This is a genomic window from Rhizobium sp. BK456, from assembly GCF_014194045.1.
GTDB lineage: Bacteria > Pseudomonadota > Alphaproteobacteria > Rhizobiales > Rhizobiaceae > Rhizobium > Rhizobium redzepovicii.
In genome coordinates this window covers 63,220-77,717 of record NZ_JACIAO010000003.1, presented here as the reverse complement: position 1 = coordinate 77,717, position 14,498 = coordinate 63,220, and the positions used below count along the sequence as shown (strand labels likewise).

Annotated in this window: 15 protein-coding genes and 1 tRNA gene; 6 read left to right on the top strand and 10 right to left on the bottom strand. The window is 60.7% G+C overall.

All coding sequences use genetic code 11. The features are described 5' to 3' along the window. Positions 1–8: 8 nt before the first annotated feature. Positions 9–701: a DUF599 domain-containing protein gene (locus tag FHX03_RS10015; protein WP_003586416.1), complete on the bottom strand. Its 693-nt coding sequence runs from the start codon at positions 699–701 to the stop codon at positions 9–11. Positions 702–971: 270 nt separating this feature from the next. Here FHX03_RS10015 and FHX03_RS10010 point away from each other — a divergent pair, with 270 nt between their 5' ends. Further along, positions 972–1,460, top strand: coding sequence for a PAS domain-containing protein (locus tag FHX03_RS10010; RefSeq protein WP_097628868.1), 489 nt, complete (start codon positions 972–974; stop codon positions 1,458–1,460). A gap of 59 nt (positions 1,461–1,519) precedes the next feature. Here the strand turns inward: FHX03_RS10010 and FHX03_RS10005 are convergent, their stop codons facing one another. Both FHX03_RS10005 and FHX03_RS10000 read right to left on the bottom strand, forming a co-directional pair. After that, complete coding sequence (locus tag FHX03_RS10005; protein WP_183853486.1) at positions 1,520–1,897, bottom strand: hypothetical protein; 378 nt, start codon at positions 1,895–1,897, stop codon at positions 1,520–1,522. 79 nt (positions 1,898–1,976) lie between these two features. Beyond that, positions 1,977–2,636, bottom strand: coding sequence for a hypothetical protein (locus tag FHX03_RS10000; RefSeq protein WP_183853484.1), 660 nt, complete (start codon positions 2,634–2,636; stop codon positions 1,977–1,979). A 289-nt stretch (positions 2,637–2,925) separates the two neighbouring features. Here FHX03_RS10000 and FHX03_RS09995 point away from each other — a divergent pair, with 289 nt between their 5' ends. Next, positions 2,926–3,534: a TerC family protein gene (locus FHX03_RS09995; protein ID WP_097628865.1), complete on the top strand. Its 609-nt coding sequence runs from the start codon at positions 2,926–2,928 to the stop codon at positions 3,532–3,534. Positions 3,535–3,565: 31 nt separating this feature from the next. Here FHX03_RS09995 and FHX03_RS09990 read toward each other — a convergent pair whose 3' ends face one another. Genes FHX03_RS09990 through metG form a run of 3 tightly spaced genes read right to left on the bottom strand, consistent with a single transcriptional unit; the run spans position 3,566 to position 6,732 of the window. Continuing rightward, entirely contained in the window at positions 3,566–4,390 is an 825-nt protein-coding gene (locus tag FHX03_RS09990; RefSeq protein WP_097628864.1) for an MBL fold metallo-hydrolase, read from the bottom strand. 4 nt (positions 4,391–4,394) lie between these two features. Further along, positions 4,395–5,177, bottom strand: coding sequence for a TatD family hydrolase (locus FHX03_RS09985; protein ID WP_183853482.1), 783 nt, complete (start codon positions 5,175–5,177; stop codon positions 4,395–4,397). 4 nt (positions 5,178–5,181) lie between these two features. Continuing rightward, positions 5,182–6,732: a methionine--tRNA ligase gene (gene metG, locus FHX03_RS09980; protein WP_183777675.1), complete on the bottom strand. Its 1,551-nt coding sequence runs from the start codon at positions 6,730–6,732 to the stop codon at positions 5,182–5,184. Positions 6,733–6,967: 235 nt separating this feature from the next. Between metG and FHX03_RS09975 the strand changes: the two genes are divergently transcribed. Then, positions 6,968–7,756 carry a sulfite exporter TauE/SafE family protein gene (locus FHX03_RS09975; RefSeq protein ID WP_003586405.1) on the top strand — a complete coding sequence of 263 codons (789 nt, stop codon included), beginning with the start codon at positions 6,968–6,970 and terminating at the stop codon, positions 7,754–7,756. A 19-nt stretch (positions 7,757–7,775) separates the two neighbouring features. On the opposite strand, the gene FHX03_RS09970 is transcribed toward FHX03_RS09975, so the two are convergent. The 4 genes from FHX03_RS09970 to FHX03_RS09955 all read right to left on the bottom strand — a co-directional run bounded on the left by FHX03_RS09970 (position 7,776) and on the right by FHX03_RS09955 (position 12,039). Beyond that, complete coding sequence (locus FHX03_RS09970) at positions 7,776–8,801, bottom strand: DNA polymerase III subunit delta' (RefSeq protein WP_183777674.1); 1,026 nt, start codon at positions 8,799–8,801, stop codon at positions 7,776–7,778. A gap of 8 nt (positions 8,802–8,809) precedes the next feature. After that, the gene (gene tmk / locus FHX03_RS09965; protein ID WP_097628860.1) at positions 8,810–9,490 is read right to left on the bottom strand and encodes a dTMP kinase; all 681 of its coding nucleotides are present in this window, start codon (positions 9,488–9,490) and stop codon (positions 8,810–8,812) included. A gap of 132 nt (positions 9,491–9,622) precedes the next feature. Next, positions 9,623–10,870 (bottom strand): D-alanyl-D-alanine carboxypeptidase family protein, encoded by a 1,248-nt coding sequence (locus FHX03_RS09960; protein WP_281413094.1) that lies wholly within the window; start codon positions 10,868–10,870, stop codon positions 9,623–9,625. A 74-nt stretch (positions 10,871–10,944) separates the two neighbouring features. Beyond that, on the bottom strand, positions 10,945–12,039 hold the full coding sequence (locus FHX03_RS09955; protein WP_183777673.1) for a septal ring lytic transglycosylase RlpA family protein: 1,095 nt from the start codon (positions 12,037–12,039) through the stop codon (positions 10,945–10,947). Between the two features lie 393 nt (positions 12,040–12,432). Between FHX03_RS09955 and FHX03_RS09950 the strand changes: the two genes are divergently transcribed. From FHX03_RS09950 to FHX03_RS09940, 3 genes are all read left to right on the top strand, one after another. Then, a complete protein-coding gene (locus FHX03_RS09950; RefSeq protein ID WP_097628858.1) occupies positions 12,433–12,636 on the top strand; it encodes a hypothetical protein in 204 nt (67 codons plus the stop codon). Between the two features lie 202 nt (positions 12,637–12,838). After that, positions 12,839–14,014, top strand: a complete 1,176-nt coding sequence (locus tag FHX03_RS09945; protein ID WP_183777672.1) for a GGDEF domain-containing protein — start codon at positions 12,839–12,841, stop codon at positions 14,012–14,014. A gap of 193 nt (positions 14,015–14,207) precedes the next feature. Next, positions 14,208–14,297: transfer RNA gene (locus tag FHX03_RS09940), tRNA-Ser, on the top strand. The last annotated feature ends 201 nt before the right edge of the window (positions 14,298–14,498 follow it).

Genomic DNA, 14,498 nt, shown 5'->3' with positions numbered 1-14,498 from the left:
AGGCAATCCTAATCCAGCAGCCTGCGTATGGCCATGATCCCCTTTGCAGCATCCGACCAGGATTGACGCCAGATCAAAACGCCGACGCTGAGGATGGTTGCGACAATGAAGGGGATCGGCCCGATGAACCAGAAGGCGGCAGCGACGGTGAAGTAGTAGGATCGGACGCCGACGCTGAACGAGCGAAGAGCCGGGTTCAAGACCAGAGTGAGCGCGTTTGTCCAGCTGACGATGTCCCTGTCTTCATCGCGCGACGGACTCGCCCCGATCGCCGCAAGGCAATAGTTGATCTGTCGGACCGCCCATATGAAATCGGACAGGCCGCGCAGCAGCGTCGCCATGATCAGGAGCACCTTGCACTGGAAGAACCAGGCGGGATCCTGCGCCGCAAACAGCGCGATCAGCCCGCCGCCCGATCCATAATTCGGCTCCATGAACAGCGCACCGCTGAGCCCGACGATGACGATGAGGTTGGCAGATCCGAAGAAGGATGCCGAATTGATCGTGTGCCCGAGGATCGCCGCGTCGCCGATGAAGTTATTGTCTCGGGTCAGCACCTCGCGCATCCAGGCCGCGCGAATGCGCACCATGTCGACGGAAAGGCTGTCGTTTCGCCGCGGCCACCCCATTGCCATCAAAGGCTCGAGTGCCACCCAGACGAGAAGGAAGAATACGATCGCCGCGACGTTCAAAAAATCCATGGTGTCCCCCGAATTGAATGGCGTTTTTCCGAACACTACGTCGAGCGAACGGCGGCTCCAAGCGTCAATCGCCGTCCGCGGCTTCCTTTGGTGCGCAAGGGCGGGAGGCCGCTACCGGCTGCGCGTCGCGAGCTTGTACGGCGGTCTCAAGCCGCATGCACGAGCAAGATTGGAAACGTCGATATTGCGTCCCATTGAAAGGCGACTAAGATTGGGTGTCACCAGCCGCGTGACGTGGTCAACCGGCAGGTCAGACTTGGGGATACGGGAATGGACCTTGCCGAAGAGCCTGGCATCTTCACGTGGGACTTGGCGACCGACACGGTTTACGCGGATTCGGCACTAGCGAACCTCTTTGGGCTTGATCCGGAGCAGACCATCGCGGGGCTGCCGATCATAAAATATCTCGACAGGATTCATCCGGACGACAAGCCATCCGTGGCCAAGGCGATTTCAGACTCGGTGGTGACAGGAGATCCCTACCGCCATGACTATCGGGTATTTGATCGAAGCGGACAAATCGTAGCCGTGGCCGCCTTCGGCCGCTGCTTCAGGGATGCAGCCGGAAACCCATCGCACTATGCGGGCATCGTCTTTCGGACGAATGATCAAAGCCAGCAAGACGAATTGTCTGCGCATTGCAGCGCGGCGCTCAAAATTGCGAGGTCATCCGGGCTGCAGGCGACGGCCGACGCGCTTGAGGCGATTCTGAAAGAGCTTGCGACGCCGATGGCTTCCGGCATCGCGCCGCTTCATTGATTTTCTTCGACGCATCGAGCGACGCGCCTGCCCTTGTGCAGCGATTCAAAGCTCGCCGGTCAACGCCATCTCGCCTCGGAGAGATGACCGGGAAATCCGGCAAGCATGTCCCCCAGCGGCACATTTCGAACCAGCCTGGCTGCAATGAAGGTTGCGCAGATCGCTGCGGCAAGCTTCGCCCAGGGATAGCTGCCAAGTTGGACATGGGCGTTTGCATCAACCGATGTGGCCTTTGCCTTCAGCGCCGCCTCCGCGTCCTCGCGCAGCATGCCTATCCGAGCCTTCAGCAGCCTGAGTTCCTGCTGCAGGCCGCTCAGATCTTCGTCGACTTTTTCACGCGTGCTTACAACGGCGGCATCGGCAAAAGGCGGTTCACCTTCGGCGATCAGTTCATCGGGGTCAGGAAGGCGGCCGTCGCGATTGATGGATGATTGCATGGACATATCCTCAAATAAAGAAGCGGGATGAGATGAAGGCCCGGCATCGCGGCCGCGCCTTCCAATGCAGGTCAGAGGATCAGTGGTCGCGCCGGAAACCCTGGCTTTGCTGCGATCCGCCCTGCGACTGGTTCTGCGATTGGCGATTGGCATCGTCCGAAAGCGTGGGGGCGCTATAAGTGTAGGCACGCACCTTGGCGCTTCCATGCACGGTGTCGCGCGTCGCTACGGGGCGCGTATCGTCGAATGCACTCTCGGACACGGCGAGGTCTTCCGATGCTTTGCCGCCGGAGGGTTTGCCGGCAAAACCGGTATTGGACGCGCCTTGTTGCCTGTCTTCCAGCGACCAGAGGTCCGCCCGCTCGTCCATGTCTATGCTGCCCTCGTCGTCCAGAATATCGTGGACGGTCTCATAGAGCGCGTCATCGATATCGTTGACCTGAACGAGGAAGCCGCCTCGCCGCAACCCCTCTGCGTAGACCGCACGATCCTCGTCGGGAAAGAAGAAGTCGGCCAGCGCGTCGAAGAAGCCGCCGCGGTCGTCGCTCATGGCGCCGGCGGTTTTTTCGTCCGCCTCGTAGCCTGGCATCAACCTTATTCTCGCAACCGGCACGCCCGCGTCTTCAAGACGGGAGACGGCGGATTCGGCTTGCGATCGGCTGTCGAAAAATGCGGTGAGGCTGCTGCCCCCTGTCGGGCCGGAGAAGGCTGGATTGGTATCGTGGTAAATGCTGCTCACGGGAAATCTCCTCTCGATGCATAGACCCACGCCGCGGATCCGGCGGCTGGTTTCCTGATCAGAAAAACAGGTGGGCGAATGGAATGTTCCAAGCCAATGCGTCGGCAGGCGATAGCGGCTTCAGTCGCACCGGCCGCCCCCCACATTGGCGGCTCACCGATATCAAAATGAGGAACGGTTTGGCATCGAGGATCGTTGTCCCGCACCACCGCAATTCAAGGCGCTCTAGCGGTTGACGTCAAACCGTCGAGACGCTAGCACGGCTTTTGACGCATTGGGGATATTTCATATGGACATCTTTACGGCAGCCGGTCTAACGGCTTTGCTGCAGGTCATTGCTATCGACCTCGTTCTTGCCGGCGACAACGCCGTGGTTATCGGTCTCGCTGCTGCCGGGCTTGAGGCCACGCAGCGCCGAAAGGCGATCATCGTCGGCATAGCAGCCGCGACCGTCCTGCGTATTCTCTTTGCCAGCGTTGCCGTCTATCTCTTGGCGATCGTCGGCCTGCTGCTGGCCGGCGGACTTCTGCTCCTCTGGGTCTGCTGGAAGATGTGGCGCGAGCTTCGCGCCGGCCATGGCGACAACCATGACGCGGCGGGCGCCGAGGGGGCGCCGAAAAAGACCTTTTTCCAGGCGGCGACCCAGATCGTCATCGCCGACGTCTCAATGTCGCTCGACAACGTGCTCGCCGTTGCCGGGGCGGCGCGCGAACACCCAAGCGTGCTGATCATCGGCCTTGCCCTGTCGATCGCGCTGATGGGCATCGCCGCCAATCTGATCGCCCGGTTGCTCAACAACCATCGCTGGATCGCCTATGTCGGCTTGCTGATCATCCTCTACGTTTCGCTCGACATGATCTATCGCGGCGCCGTCGAGATTATGCCCTACATGCAGTGATTTCAGGCTCGATTGTCTTTGTGGTCAGGGCTTAAGCCCCGATCCTGACTTCGGTTTCGAAACTCATCTGATCATAGGCCGGGACCACATGGTCCGGCGTCTCGGCCATCACAACGTCATAATCGAGCGGCGTGTGCATATGGGTGAGGATCGCCCGTCTCGGCTTTAGCCGGCCAATCCAGTCGAGCGACTGTTCCAGCGACAGATGGCTCGGATGGTAGGTATATTGCAGCGCGTCGATGATCAGCACGTCGAGATTTTGAAGCTTGTCGACGGTCTGGGGCGGGAAGTCGCTGATATCACTGCAATAGGCCACATCGCCGATCCGAAAGCCGAGCGAGTGGATATCGCCATGCTGCTGAATATGCGGATGAAACCGTATCTTGCCGCCGGGGCCGCGAACTTCGACGGGTTCGTCGAGGTTTTCGATGACAACCGGCAGCACGATGGGCGGATAGTTGCTGCCCGGCGGCGTTTCCAGGCAATAGCCGAAGGCTTCGCGCAGCCTGTCCATCGTATATTGGTCGGCAAAGATCGGCACCCGCCGGCGCGTATTGTGAAAATAGCCGCGCAGATCGTCGATGCCATGAATATGGTCCGCGTGCGGATGGCTGTAGAGCACGGCATCGACATGGTCGGCCCCTGCCCTGATCATCTGCTCGCGAAAATCCGGTCCGGTATCGATAACGACGGTGGTGACACCGCCATCCGGCGCAAATTGCTGCACCATGAAAGCGGCGCGCGTGCGCCGGTTCTTCGGATTGTCGGGATTGCAGGCGCCCCAGTCGCCGGTAATGCGCGGCACGCCGGGTGACGACGAACAGCCGAGAATGGTGAAGCGCCGCCGGTAGAGCACGCTCTCAGATCCTCGGCATTTTCGAAAACAGCCGGAAAGCGTTCTCCGTCGTGATCCGTGCGACCTCCGCGTAGGAGAGGCCGATCGTCTCGGCGAGCACCTCGGCCGTGTTGACGACATAGGACGGTTCGTTGCGCTTGCCGCGCCAGCGCTTCGGCGCCAGATACGGCGCATCCGTTTCAACGAGCAGCCGATCCTGCGGGATCGTCTTGGCGATCTCGCGCAGCTCTTCCGATTTCGGGAAGGTCAGGATGCCCGAGAAGGAGACATAGCCGCCGAGTTCGACGCCGGTTCGCGCCAGTTCCGGACCTGCCGAGAAGCAGTGCAGGATGAAGGGGAAGGGCCCCTTCCCCGTTTCCTCGGTCAGAATCGCGGCCATGTCCTCATCGGCGCTGCGGCTGTGGATGACGAGCGGCAGCTGTGTGGCGCGCGCCGCCGCGATATGGCGACGAAAGCCGGTCTGCTGGTCCTCGGGCTTCTGCGTATCGTAGAAATAATCGAGGCCCGCCTCGCCGATCGCCACCACCTTCTCATGGGCGTTGGCAAGGCGCACCAGCTCTTCCGTCTGGATATCCAGCTCTTCGTCGGCATTGTTCGGATGCGTGCCGACCGAGCAGAACACCGAAGGATATTTCTCGGTGATCGCAAGCAGCCGGTCGAGCTTGCGCACCCGCGTCGAAATCGTCACCATCTGCTTGACGCCCGCCTGATGGGCGCGCGTAACGATCTCGTCGCGCTCCGCCTCGAAGTCGGCGAAATCCAGATGGCAATGCGTATCGATCAGCACAGCCTTAAGCCTCCGGAGCCACGTAGCGCGGGAAGACCGGCGCTGGCGCTTCGAGCGGCGTTCCGGCAACCAGACGGCCGGATTCGCCAAGAGCAGCAAAATCTCGCTTGTCTGCAGGTGCCGCGACCAGATCGAGCAGCTTGCCCGATGATTGAGGCATGAAGGGCTGCAGCAGGATGGCGATCTGGCGCACGACTTCCGCGGTGACGTAAAGCACAGTGCCCATCCGCGCCGGATCGGTTTTCTTCAGTGCCCAGGGCGCCTGGCCGGCGAAATAACGGTCGGTCTCGGACACGACCGCGATGATCGAGGCAAGCGCCCGGTGGATCTGCTGCTTGCCTATGTCCTCGCGTGTGGAGGCATGCAGCGCGTCGGCCTGTGCCAGCATCGCCTTGTCCTCGTCGGTTAGCGGCCCGCATTCCGGGATCTTGCCGTCGCAGTTCTTGACGATCATCGACAGCGAGCGGCTGGCGAGATTGCCGATGCCGTTGGCGAGGTCGGAGTTGATGCGCGTGCCGATCGCCTCTTCGCTATAGCTGCCGTCCTGGCCGAAGGATACTTCGCGCAGGAAGAAGTAGCGCACCTGGTCAAGGCCGAAATGGTTCACCAGGTTGACAGGATCGACGACATTGCCGAGCGACTTCGACATTTTCTCGCCCTTGTTGAGCAGGAAGCCATGGGCGAAGACCCGCTTCGGCAGCGGCAGCTTTGCCGACATCAGGAAGGCCGGCCAGTAGACGGCATGGAAGCGAATGATGTCCTTGCCGATGATGTGCACATCGGCCGGCCAGTATTTCGCCCGCGGGCCGTTCCTGTCCTCGATGTAGCCGGTCGCAGTAATGTAATTGGTCAGCGCATCCACCCAGACATACATGACATGGGCGGGATCGTTCGGCACCTTGATGCCCCAGTCAAAGGTCGTGCGCGAGACAGAGAGGTCCTTGAGGCCGGATTTGACGAAGGAGATCACCTCGTTGCGGCGCTCGGCCGGACCGATGAAATCGGGATTGGCCTCGTAAAGGGCCAGCAGCTTCTCCTGATATTCGGAGAGCTTGAAGAAATAGCTCGCCTCCTCCACCCACTCGACGGGCGTGCCCTGCGGCCCGTAGCGCACGCCGTCGGCGCGCAGCTCCGTCTCGTTTTCCTGGTAATAGGCCTCGTCGCGCACCGAATACCAGCCGGCATAGCTATCCTTGTAGATGTCGCCATTCTCGGCCATCAGGTTCCAGATGTTGCGCGACGTCTCGTGATGACGCTCCTGCGTGGTGCGGATGAAGTCATCGTTCGAGGCGTTGAGCAGCTTGGCCATCGCCTGGAATTCGCCGGAGTTGCGGTCGGCGAGCGCCTGGGCGGTAATGCCCTCGGCGCGCGCCGTCTGCTGCATCTTCTGGCCGTGTTCGTCGGTGCCGGTCAGGAAGAACACGTCCCTGCCATCCAGGCGCTGGTAGCGCGCCATCGCATCCGTCGCGATCAGCTCATAGGCATGGCCGATATGCGGCTTGCCGTTGGGATAGGAAATCGCGGTGGTGATGTAGAAGGGTGTCTTGTCTGTCATGGCGGCCAATGTCCGGCTTACTCTATAAAAATGGTCAGCCGCTCTTAGCGCATGTCACCGTCCAGCGAAACATCAAGTTTTGCCGCCGCCAATGATTTCCGGGACGCGGGCAGCGGTGAACTTGACTCAGCTTCTGCCGCAATCTACCCGTCATGGAAAAGAGGGCGAGGCAGAACGAAGTGCCAGTTTTCATCTATCCGGTTTGTCGTGGCCGCGCGCCGTCGGAGGCGCTTGATTGACGTTCGAGCCTCTCTATTCACTTTCGGGCCTGTTTGTCGGCGCGCTCGTCGGCATCACCGGCGTTGGCGGCGGTTCACTGATGACACCGCTGCTGGTGCTGCTCTTCGGCGTCCATCCTGCGACCGCCGTCGGCACCGATCTTCTCTATGCGGCGATCACCAAGACTGCCGGCACCGCCGTCCACGGCATGCACGGGCGCGTCAATTGGAAGATCGTCGGCAGTCTCGCAATCGGCAGCGTGCCGGCCGCCCTGCTGATGCTCTGGCTGCTGGCAGGCGTCGATCGCAAAAGCATCGGTGTCACCAATACCATCACCACGGCGCTCGGCTGGCTTCTTGTCATGACCGCGATCATGCTGGTCTTCCGAGGTCCGATACTCGAGCTGGCACGCCGCGCCATCGGCGACCGCACACCGCCGCAGCCGAGAACCATCCTTGCCCTCACCGTCATTCTCGGATTCCTGCTCGGCGTCCTCGTCACCCTGACCTCTGTCGGTGCCGGCGCGCTGGGTGTGACGATCCTGCTCGTCCTTTATCCCAGGCTCGATGTGCGCGAGATCGTCGGTTCCGATATCGTCCATGCGGTCCCGCTGACCCTGATCGGCGGCACGGGCTACTGGCTGATCGGCGAAATCGACTGGCCGATGCTGTTTGCCCTGCTGATCGGTTCCATCCCGGGCATTATCATCGGCAGCCTCCTGGCGCCGAAGCTGCACGAGCGCACCATCCGCATCGTCCTCGCCGCGACACTCGCCGTCGTCGCCGTCAAGCTGCTGACCGGCTGATCGGAGAACCAGGACGGAACTAGAGACCCGGCTGCTTGATATCGGCGAGGATGCCGATGATCGTGTGTTTGCGGTCGAGGTTATAGGCATCCGAAATAGTCAGCCGTTCGGTGATTTCGGAATAAAGCCGTGCCAGCCGCTCTGCAGCCGCGATCTGCCCCTCGCCTGCCGCTGCGCGTGCCCGGTTCATGATGTCGTCGCCGACATGGCTGACGAAGAAATCGAAGATCGTGTCACTTTCTTTGCCCGAAAGCGCATCGGCCAGCCGATGCATCGCCTTACGGGCCGTCGGCCCTTCGGCCGACAGCATCTCCTCATAGGCGGCAATGATCTCGCCGCCGCCGTAATTCAGCAGTTTCAGCGCCTCGCCGACGCTGCCCTTGGCGGCCGAAAGCACCGCCCCACCCTCTCCCGATATGCCGAGATGGGCAAGCGCGGCTATGAGCGCATCGTCTGCAAGCGGTGCCAGTTTCAGCGGCAGGCAGCGCGAGCGGATCGTCGGCAGCAATCGTCCCGGCGCATGCGAGAGCACCAGGAACAAGGCCCGCTTCGGCGGTTCTTCCAGGATCTTCAGGATGGCGTTGGCCGCATTGCGGTTCATGTCGTCGGCCGGGTCGATGATGACGATCCGCCAATTGCCAGTGCCTGATGTCTGCGAGAAGAATTTACCGGCGCGGCGCACCTCGTCGACGGTGATCGCCGACTTCACCTTGCCGGTTTTTTCATCCACCGGCCGGGCGAGATGCAGGAGATTGTGCGAGGCGCCGGAGGTGATCTGCCGGCTCACGGAAGACGCAGGATCCGGATCGCCGATCCTCTCCGGGGCAGTGGCAGGATCGGGATAGGAGAGTACGTGATTGGCGAAGCGGAAAGCGAGCGTCGCTTTGCCGATGCCCTCAGGCCCCTCTATCAGGATGGCGTGGTGGCCCTTGCCGGACCGATAGGATTGCGCCAGGAAGGCCTCCGCCTCCTCATGGCCGAACAGCCTGGTATTTTCCCCCGGCCAGATGGCGCCGTCGAGCAGTCCAGGCCTTTCTTCACTCATAACGGGCTTCACTCATGATGTGCGGCTTCCGGCATGCGCGCACGGCCTGCAGGCGACATGAGCTGCCGGACGATCGCCACGATCTCGGCGGCGATCGCCTCCTCGCTCTGCATGGCGTTGATCACGTGACAGCGCTCCGGCTCGCGGGCGGCGATATCGAGAAAGGCTTCGCGCCTTTTCTCGTGGGTTTCGAGCCGCTCTTTCTCGAAGCGATCGGGAGCGTCGGCGGCGGCGCGTTTCTGCGCCCGCTCCAGCCCGATCTTGGCGGGGATATCGAGGATCACGGTGCAATCCGGCATGACGCCGTTAATGGCGATGCGCTGCAGCGTCTCGATGAAATCGGGCTCGAGATTGCCGGTGACGCCCTGGTAGACGCGGGAGGAATCCATGAAACGGTCGCAGAGCACGATCTTGCCGGCAGCCAGTGCGGGGCGGATCACCTCTTCGACATGGTCGTTGCGCGCCGCCGCAAACAGGATAGCCTCCATCCGCGTGCCGAAGGCCTCGGCGGCCCCCGACAGGAGCACGTGGCGCACGGCCTCGGCGCCCGGCGATCCGCCCGGTTCCCGCGTCACCAGCACATCGTGACCGTCGCCCTTCAGCGCCTCGGCGAGGCGGCGGATCTGCGTGGATTTCCCAGCGCCTTCCCCGCCTTCAAACGTAACGAACAATCCCGTACCGGATGACAATGACAACTTCCCGCATTCCAGGCGCCGCACGCGCCTTGCTTCTTCTATCTATCCGAAGACAGCAGGAAGGAAAACCTTTCGCCGCGGCGACATATTCACCTTTCCCGGCAAATTGCATCGGAAAGCCGGCGTTCAGCCCGGCGCGGACTTGTCCCACAGCCAGGAGAAGAAAAGCGATTCGCCGAGTTCCAACATGGCGTCAACAGCCCGGCTGCTGAGCGAGCCTTGGCCGACTCCCTGCACTGTATAGAGCGGCACTTCCCTGAGCAGCCGGCTGCCCGCGAAAATCCTGAGTGTGCCTGCCTGGGTGTCCGGCGTCACCGGTGCCGTCAGCGGCCAGCGATAAATGATGCGCGCCGACAGCCGGTCGGGATTGCTGATCGGAATATAGACGCTGACCGGCGCCTTGGCTACGAGATCGACGGTGCGCGCCGTGCCGCCATAGACGCTGGCAGCGCCGATCACTTCGTTGTCGGCGAAGATCTGCCGGTTCTCGAAGGCCGTCAGCCCCCATTCGAGCACCCGCTTGGCCTCCTCCGTCCGCTCCTTGTCGGAAGCAATGCCGGCAAGCGCCAGAAACAGCCGTCTGCCGTCCCGCTCAACCGACGCGACGATCGAATAACCCTCGCCCTCGGTAAAGCCGGTTGCCAGCCCATCGGCGCCGAGATCGAGCCCGAGTAGCGGATTGCGGTTGCGCTGGAAGATCTTGTTCCACTCGAAATCCGGCTGCGCAAAATAGGGGTAGAGGTTCGGATAGGACTTTTGCAGGGCCGTGGCGAGCGTCACCATCTCGCGCGCCGTCACTTTGCTCTTTCCATCGGGAAGACCGGTGGAATTGCCGAACTCGGCTTTTTCCATGCCGAGCTCTCGAGCGCGCCGCGTCATCGACTCGGCAAATTGCTGCTCGCTGCCAGCCATGCCTTCGGCGAGGATAATACAACTGTCATTGGCGCCCTGGATGGCGATCCCCTTGATCAAGTCCTCGACGCGCACGCGCGATTTGAGGCTGGCAAACATCGTTGCCGTCCTCGACGGCGCGCCGCCGGTTCTCCAGGCATATTCGGAAACGGGATATTCGGTATCGAAGGTAATCTGACCCTTCGTCAACGCGTCGAAGACGAGATCCATCGTCATCAGCTTGGCGAGCGAAGCGGGCGAAAAGCCCTGGTCCTCGTTCTTGGCGAGAAGCACCGTGCCGGTGGCGGCCTCGATCATATAGGCCTGCGCCGCCTTGGTGGCGAAACCAGCGGTCCCGCTATCGGCCGCAAGCGCTCCGGTGGTCAACGGGATGAGGCATGCAAGAGCAATTCCAGCAAAAGTGCGTAGCGGTTCTGCGTCCGGAATTGCGGTGAAACAAAGGCGAAGCACAAGCTTCAGCATCAGGCGTTTCCATCGATCGAGCGGCGTGTCGTCAGGAGGTTAGAGTGAGAGGAAATCCGATGCAATCGCCGCGCTCAGCGGGCGGCGAATTTGGCCTGATGACGCTTGGCCGAGGCCAGGATCGACTCCTGCGTCAGCCCGTCATTGCGCGCCATCACCGCGTCAAAGGCGAGATCGACGGTCACCGTCTTCACGTCGTCGTTCTGGTAGCCCAGCGCGAGGGAGCCGAGCGGCCGTTCATAGGGCATAGGACCGATCTCCGGCAGCACGACCATCTGGTCGAAGGCCTGCGAGGCATTGTTGGCGGACGGTACCTGCGGCGCGACCAAGACATGGGCGCCGGGAGCAACAGCGGGCGCCGTATTATAGCGGGCGCTCGGTGTCGAGCCGGCATAGGAAGTCGCCGACATCGGTACCGGCACGTTGGCCGGCGTCTCGTAATCTTCCGAACTCTGCAGCTGGTCGCGGGTGATCTTGCGGCTGTTGGAGGCGACCATCACGCCGGTTGCGATCTGGCCTTCCGGATTGACGCCGGGAATACGGCTGCCCTTCGGCACGTAGGAGGCCATCAGATAGGGCATGTCGTGGCCGTCCATGCGGGCGCGGCCGACATATTGCACGCGCACCTTGCCGGTGCCGCTGTGCTGCAGATCCAGCATGTCAGCCGTCTTGTTCGACAGGTCGATGATGCGGCCTTCATGATAGGGGCCGCGATCGTTGACGCGCACGATGACGGAGGAACCGCTTTCGAGATTGGTGACGCGCGCATAGCTCGGCAACGGGAAGGTCGGATGCGCGGCGGAAAGATGCATCTGGTCGTAGACTTCGCCGTTCGCCGTCAGGCGCCCATGAAAGGCCGAGCCATACCAGGAGGCGACGCCGACCTTGTTATAGGCGAAGTCTTCTTTCGGATAATACCACTTGCCCTTCACCTCGTAAGGATTGCCGACGATGTAGCGGCCGCCGCCCTTCGGGATATTATTGCCGGTGGCGACCCGTGGGCTCGCCTTCACGCCATATTCGGATTCGGAGAAATATTCTTTGCCGTGGGCTTTCTTCTTCGGCACGCCCTGGGTCGTGCCGCACGCCGCAACCGTCGCACACATCGCCGATACCGCCAGCCACCGTACTGTCGTTGCGAAAGACGCCGCCCCGTATCCCAATTTCATATGTCCCACGCCGCTCAAAGATCGTTATGGTTAAGGAACTTTGCCCCATACTGGGCCAATACGCCTTATCCCCGCCCGCCTAACGAGGGTTTAATCTTGCGAAGTTCGTGGCAAATTTACGAACGATTTCGCAGCGATAGTCATAATTCTAGTGATTATGGTTTACAAATCGCTAACGCGAGCCCTGTCCCCCTGCCCTGCCACTGCCGCAAAGAAGCCTGAAATTCCCGTGCCGATGCGGGGCATATAGTAAACATCCGGCCGCTTCAGACGCCCGAAAAGCTCCATATTGAAAACGCCGCCGGCACGGCTCCATCGCCGATCTGCCTCGATCCTCTCCGGGAACGAAACGTCCGCGAAAGGCTTTGAAGGTTATGCCTGTGGAGGATCACTATGAACGATGAAACCATAACGCAGCTCGACACTGTGAGCCGGCAGCTGAATGTTCGGGCGCGTGCGCTTTCCCAGCTGGATCAAGAGAGCGACATCGCAATGCTGATGTCGGCACTTGCGGTGACGATGGAAGCGGTTCGCTCTCTCTGCGAGGATATGAACCAGCTCAATGGTCCGAAAGGCCTCGGATCAGACGGAGGCTAGATCTCATGTCTCCGACATAAGTTTCAAAGAGCTTGCCCGGGAACGAGTTACGCGCCGACCCGCAAATTCCCGCCGGCCTGCGAAGCTCGTCAACACTAAAGAACAGCGATTGCCTCCGTCGCATTGTCCCGCAGCGTTCACCGAAAAGTAGATTTTAGCCGCTATTCCGGCCCCGCTTCTCATCTCATATCGGGTTCCGGCAATGGATCTTGCGACAGTGCTTCTTCTACACAAGTCTTCCTTCATCGTCGGAGCAATCTGCTTCTTCTACGTGAGATGGCGCTCTGGAGCGACGCCAGGGCTTGGCGTACTCGCCGTCGGTTTTTCCTTGCTCGCGATCGCCTCGACGCTGGCAGGTTTGGATGAGCGTCTTCACATGTCCAATAATGCCAGGACACTCTGGAGTTTTTCGCTTGGTGCCAATGGTTACGGGCTGATGGCGGTGGGTCTTTTTGGCCTCAGCCGGCGTCACAGCTCCCTTCGAGACTGGTGGCCGATGCTCCTGCCTGTCACCCTGACGCTTAGTGCTGCGATCACGCCGTGGTATGTGGACAATGGGCTCAGAGCATCCGTGTTCAACGGCAACGCCGCCCTTCTGCTGGCCTTGTCGGGGTTAGTGATCGCCCGCGACTTCTTTCAGGAGCGCCTTACTGCGCGGTTCGGTCTTTCCGTGGCTATTTTTGTCGCGACATCTCTCTCAGCTTTGGTCGTGGTCGGTTTCATCTTTCCGAACGACGCGCCTCTTCCCCCGCGCTACGCATTCTTTTTGCTGATTATCTGTCATTTCGCGGTGGCTCTGTTCGTGCTCGTGCTCGTACAGGAAAGAGCCGAAGAGAAGCTTACCAGACTTGCGAATACCGACATGCTGACCGGCGTTCCCAATCGGCAGCATTTCTTCAGCTCACTTCCCAAAAGCCTCGGGCGCGGAGACGCATTCGTCCTGATCGATATCGACTTTTTCAAGAGCGTGAACGATCGCTTCGGACACGACAAAGGCGATATTGTTCTCGTAAGTGTTGCTCGGACGATTGCTGACAGCATACCCCGGTCCAGCGTCTTTGGTCGGCTGGGCGGCGAGGAGTTCAGCCTCTTCCTTCGCGGCGAAACCGAAGCCTCTGCTTTCGCACTCGCGGAGCAGATACGTGAGGCGGTCAACGCCTTGAGTCTCGTCTTCGACGGAAAACAGGTCTCCCCGACCGTCAGCGCAGGTGTGGCGCTGTGGGAAGCGGGCCTCACGGAACTAGACGTCCAGAAGCGTGCGGATCAGGCGCTTTACAGCGCCAAAAATAACGGTCGCAACAGGGTGGAGTTGTTCACCGGCATGGAGTTGGTCAATAGCACCCCTGCACTGGAACTGCGAACGGCCCGCGCAGGCTGACAAACACCGGAGCTCGGTCACGCTCAGACTGACTGGCACGCCATAACGGAATGCCGGCAAATGCTGCAGAGCACGTTGACGCTGCTATCAAAGCTGCTAAAACCCAGCCATCGAGTGATTGGGGCGCAAACCGGCAGTAACTGCCGGTTGGAAGAAATCAACGGAATGTGGTTTCTCAACCTTTCAATCAGATGGAAGAGTGTCCGAGTGGTTTAAGGAACCGGTCTTGAAAACCGGCGTGCGGGAAACCGTACCGTGGGTTCGAATCCCACCTCTTCCGCCAGCAACCTGTTGAATAACCTGAATATTTTCGTCGCCCCACGCCAGCAATCTTCAAACTGGTTTGCAACATAGTCAACGCAAATCTGCAACAATGTTGCAACAAGTCTCGATATAGGCTGATGGGGCTGACAGTGTTCTCAGGTCTCCTGAATATTTTTTCTTTGTCCCCCAACTAATCACCGAGTAGCCCTCGTTGCGGAGG

Bases quoted from the DNA above. Each gene is read 5' to 3' on its own strand.
- FHX03_RS09955 (WP_183777673.1), bottom strand. From the start codon at position 12,039: ATGAAATTGGGATACGGGGCGGCGTCTTTCGCAACGACAGTACGGTGG.
- FHX03_RS09970 (WP_183777674.1), bottom strand. From the start codon at position 8,801: ATGAGTGAAGAAAGGCCTGGACTGCTCGACGGCGCCATCTGGCCGGGG.
- FHX03_RS10005 (WP_183853486.1), bottom strand. From the start codon at position 1,897: ATGCAATCATCCATCAATCGCGACGGCCGCCTTCCTGACCCCGATGAA.
- FHX03_RS10015 (WP_003586416.1), bottom strand. From the start codon at position 701: ATGGATTTTTTGAACGTCGCGGCGATCGTATTCTTCCTTCTCGTCTGG.
- FHX03_RS09950 (WP_097628858.1), top strand. From the start codon at position 12,433: ATGAACGATGAAACCATAACGCAGCTCGACACTGTGAGCCGGCAGCTG.
- FHX03_RS09960 (WP_281413094.1), bottom strand. From the start codon at position 10,870: ATGCTGAAGCTTGTGCTTCGCCTTTGTTTCACCGCAATTCCGGACGCA.
- FHX03_RS09995 (WP_097628865.1), top strand. From the start codon at position 2,926: ATGGACATCTTTACGGCAGCCGGTCTAACGGCTTTGCTGCAGGTCATT.
- FHX03_RS10010 (WP_097628868.1), top strand. From the start codon at position 972: ATGGACCTTGCCGAAGAGCCTGGCATCTTCACGTGGGACTTGGCGACC.
- metG (WP_183777675.1), bottom strand. From the start codon at position 6,732: ATGACAGACAAGACACCCTTCTACATCACCACCGCGATTTCCTATCCC.
- FHX03_RS09945 (WP_183777672.1), top strand. From the start codon at position 12,839: ATGGATCTTGCGACAGTGCTTCTTCTACACAAGTCTTCCTTCATCGTC.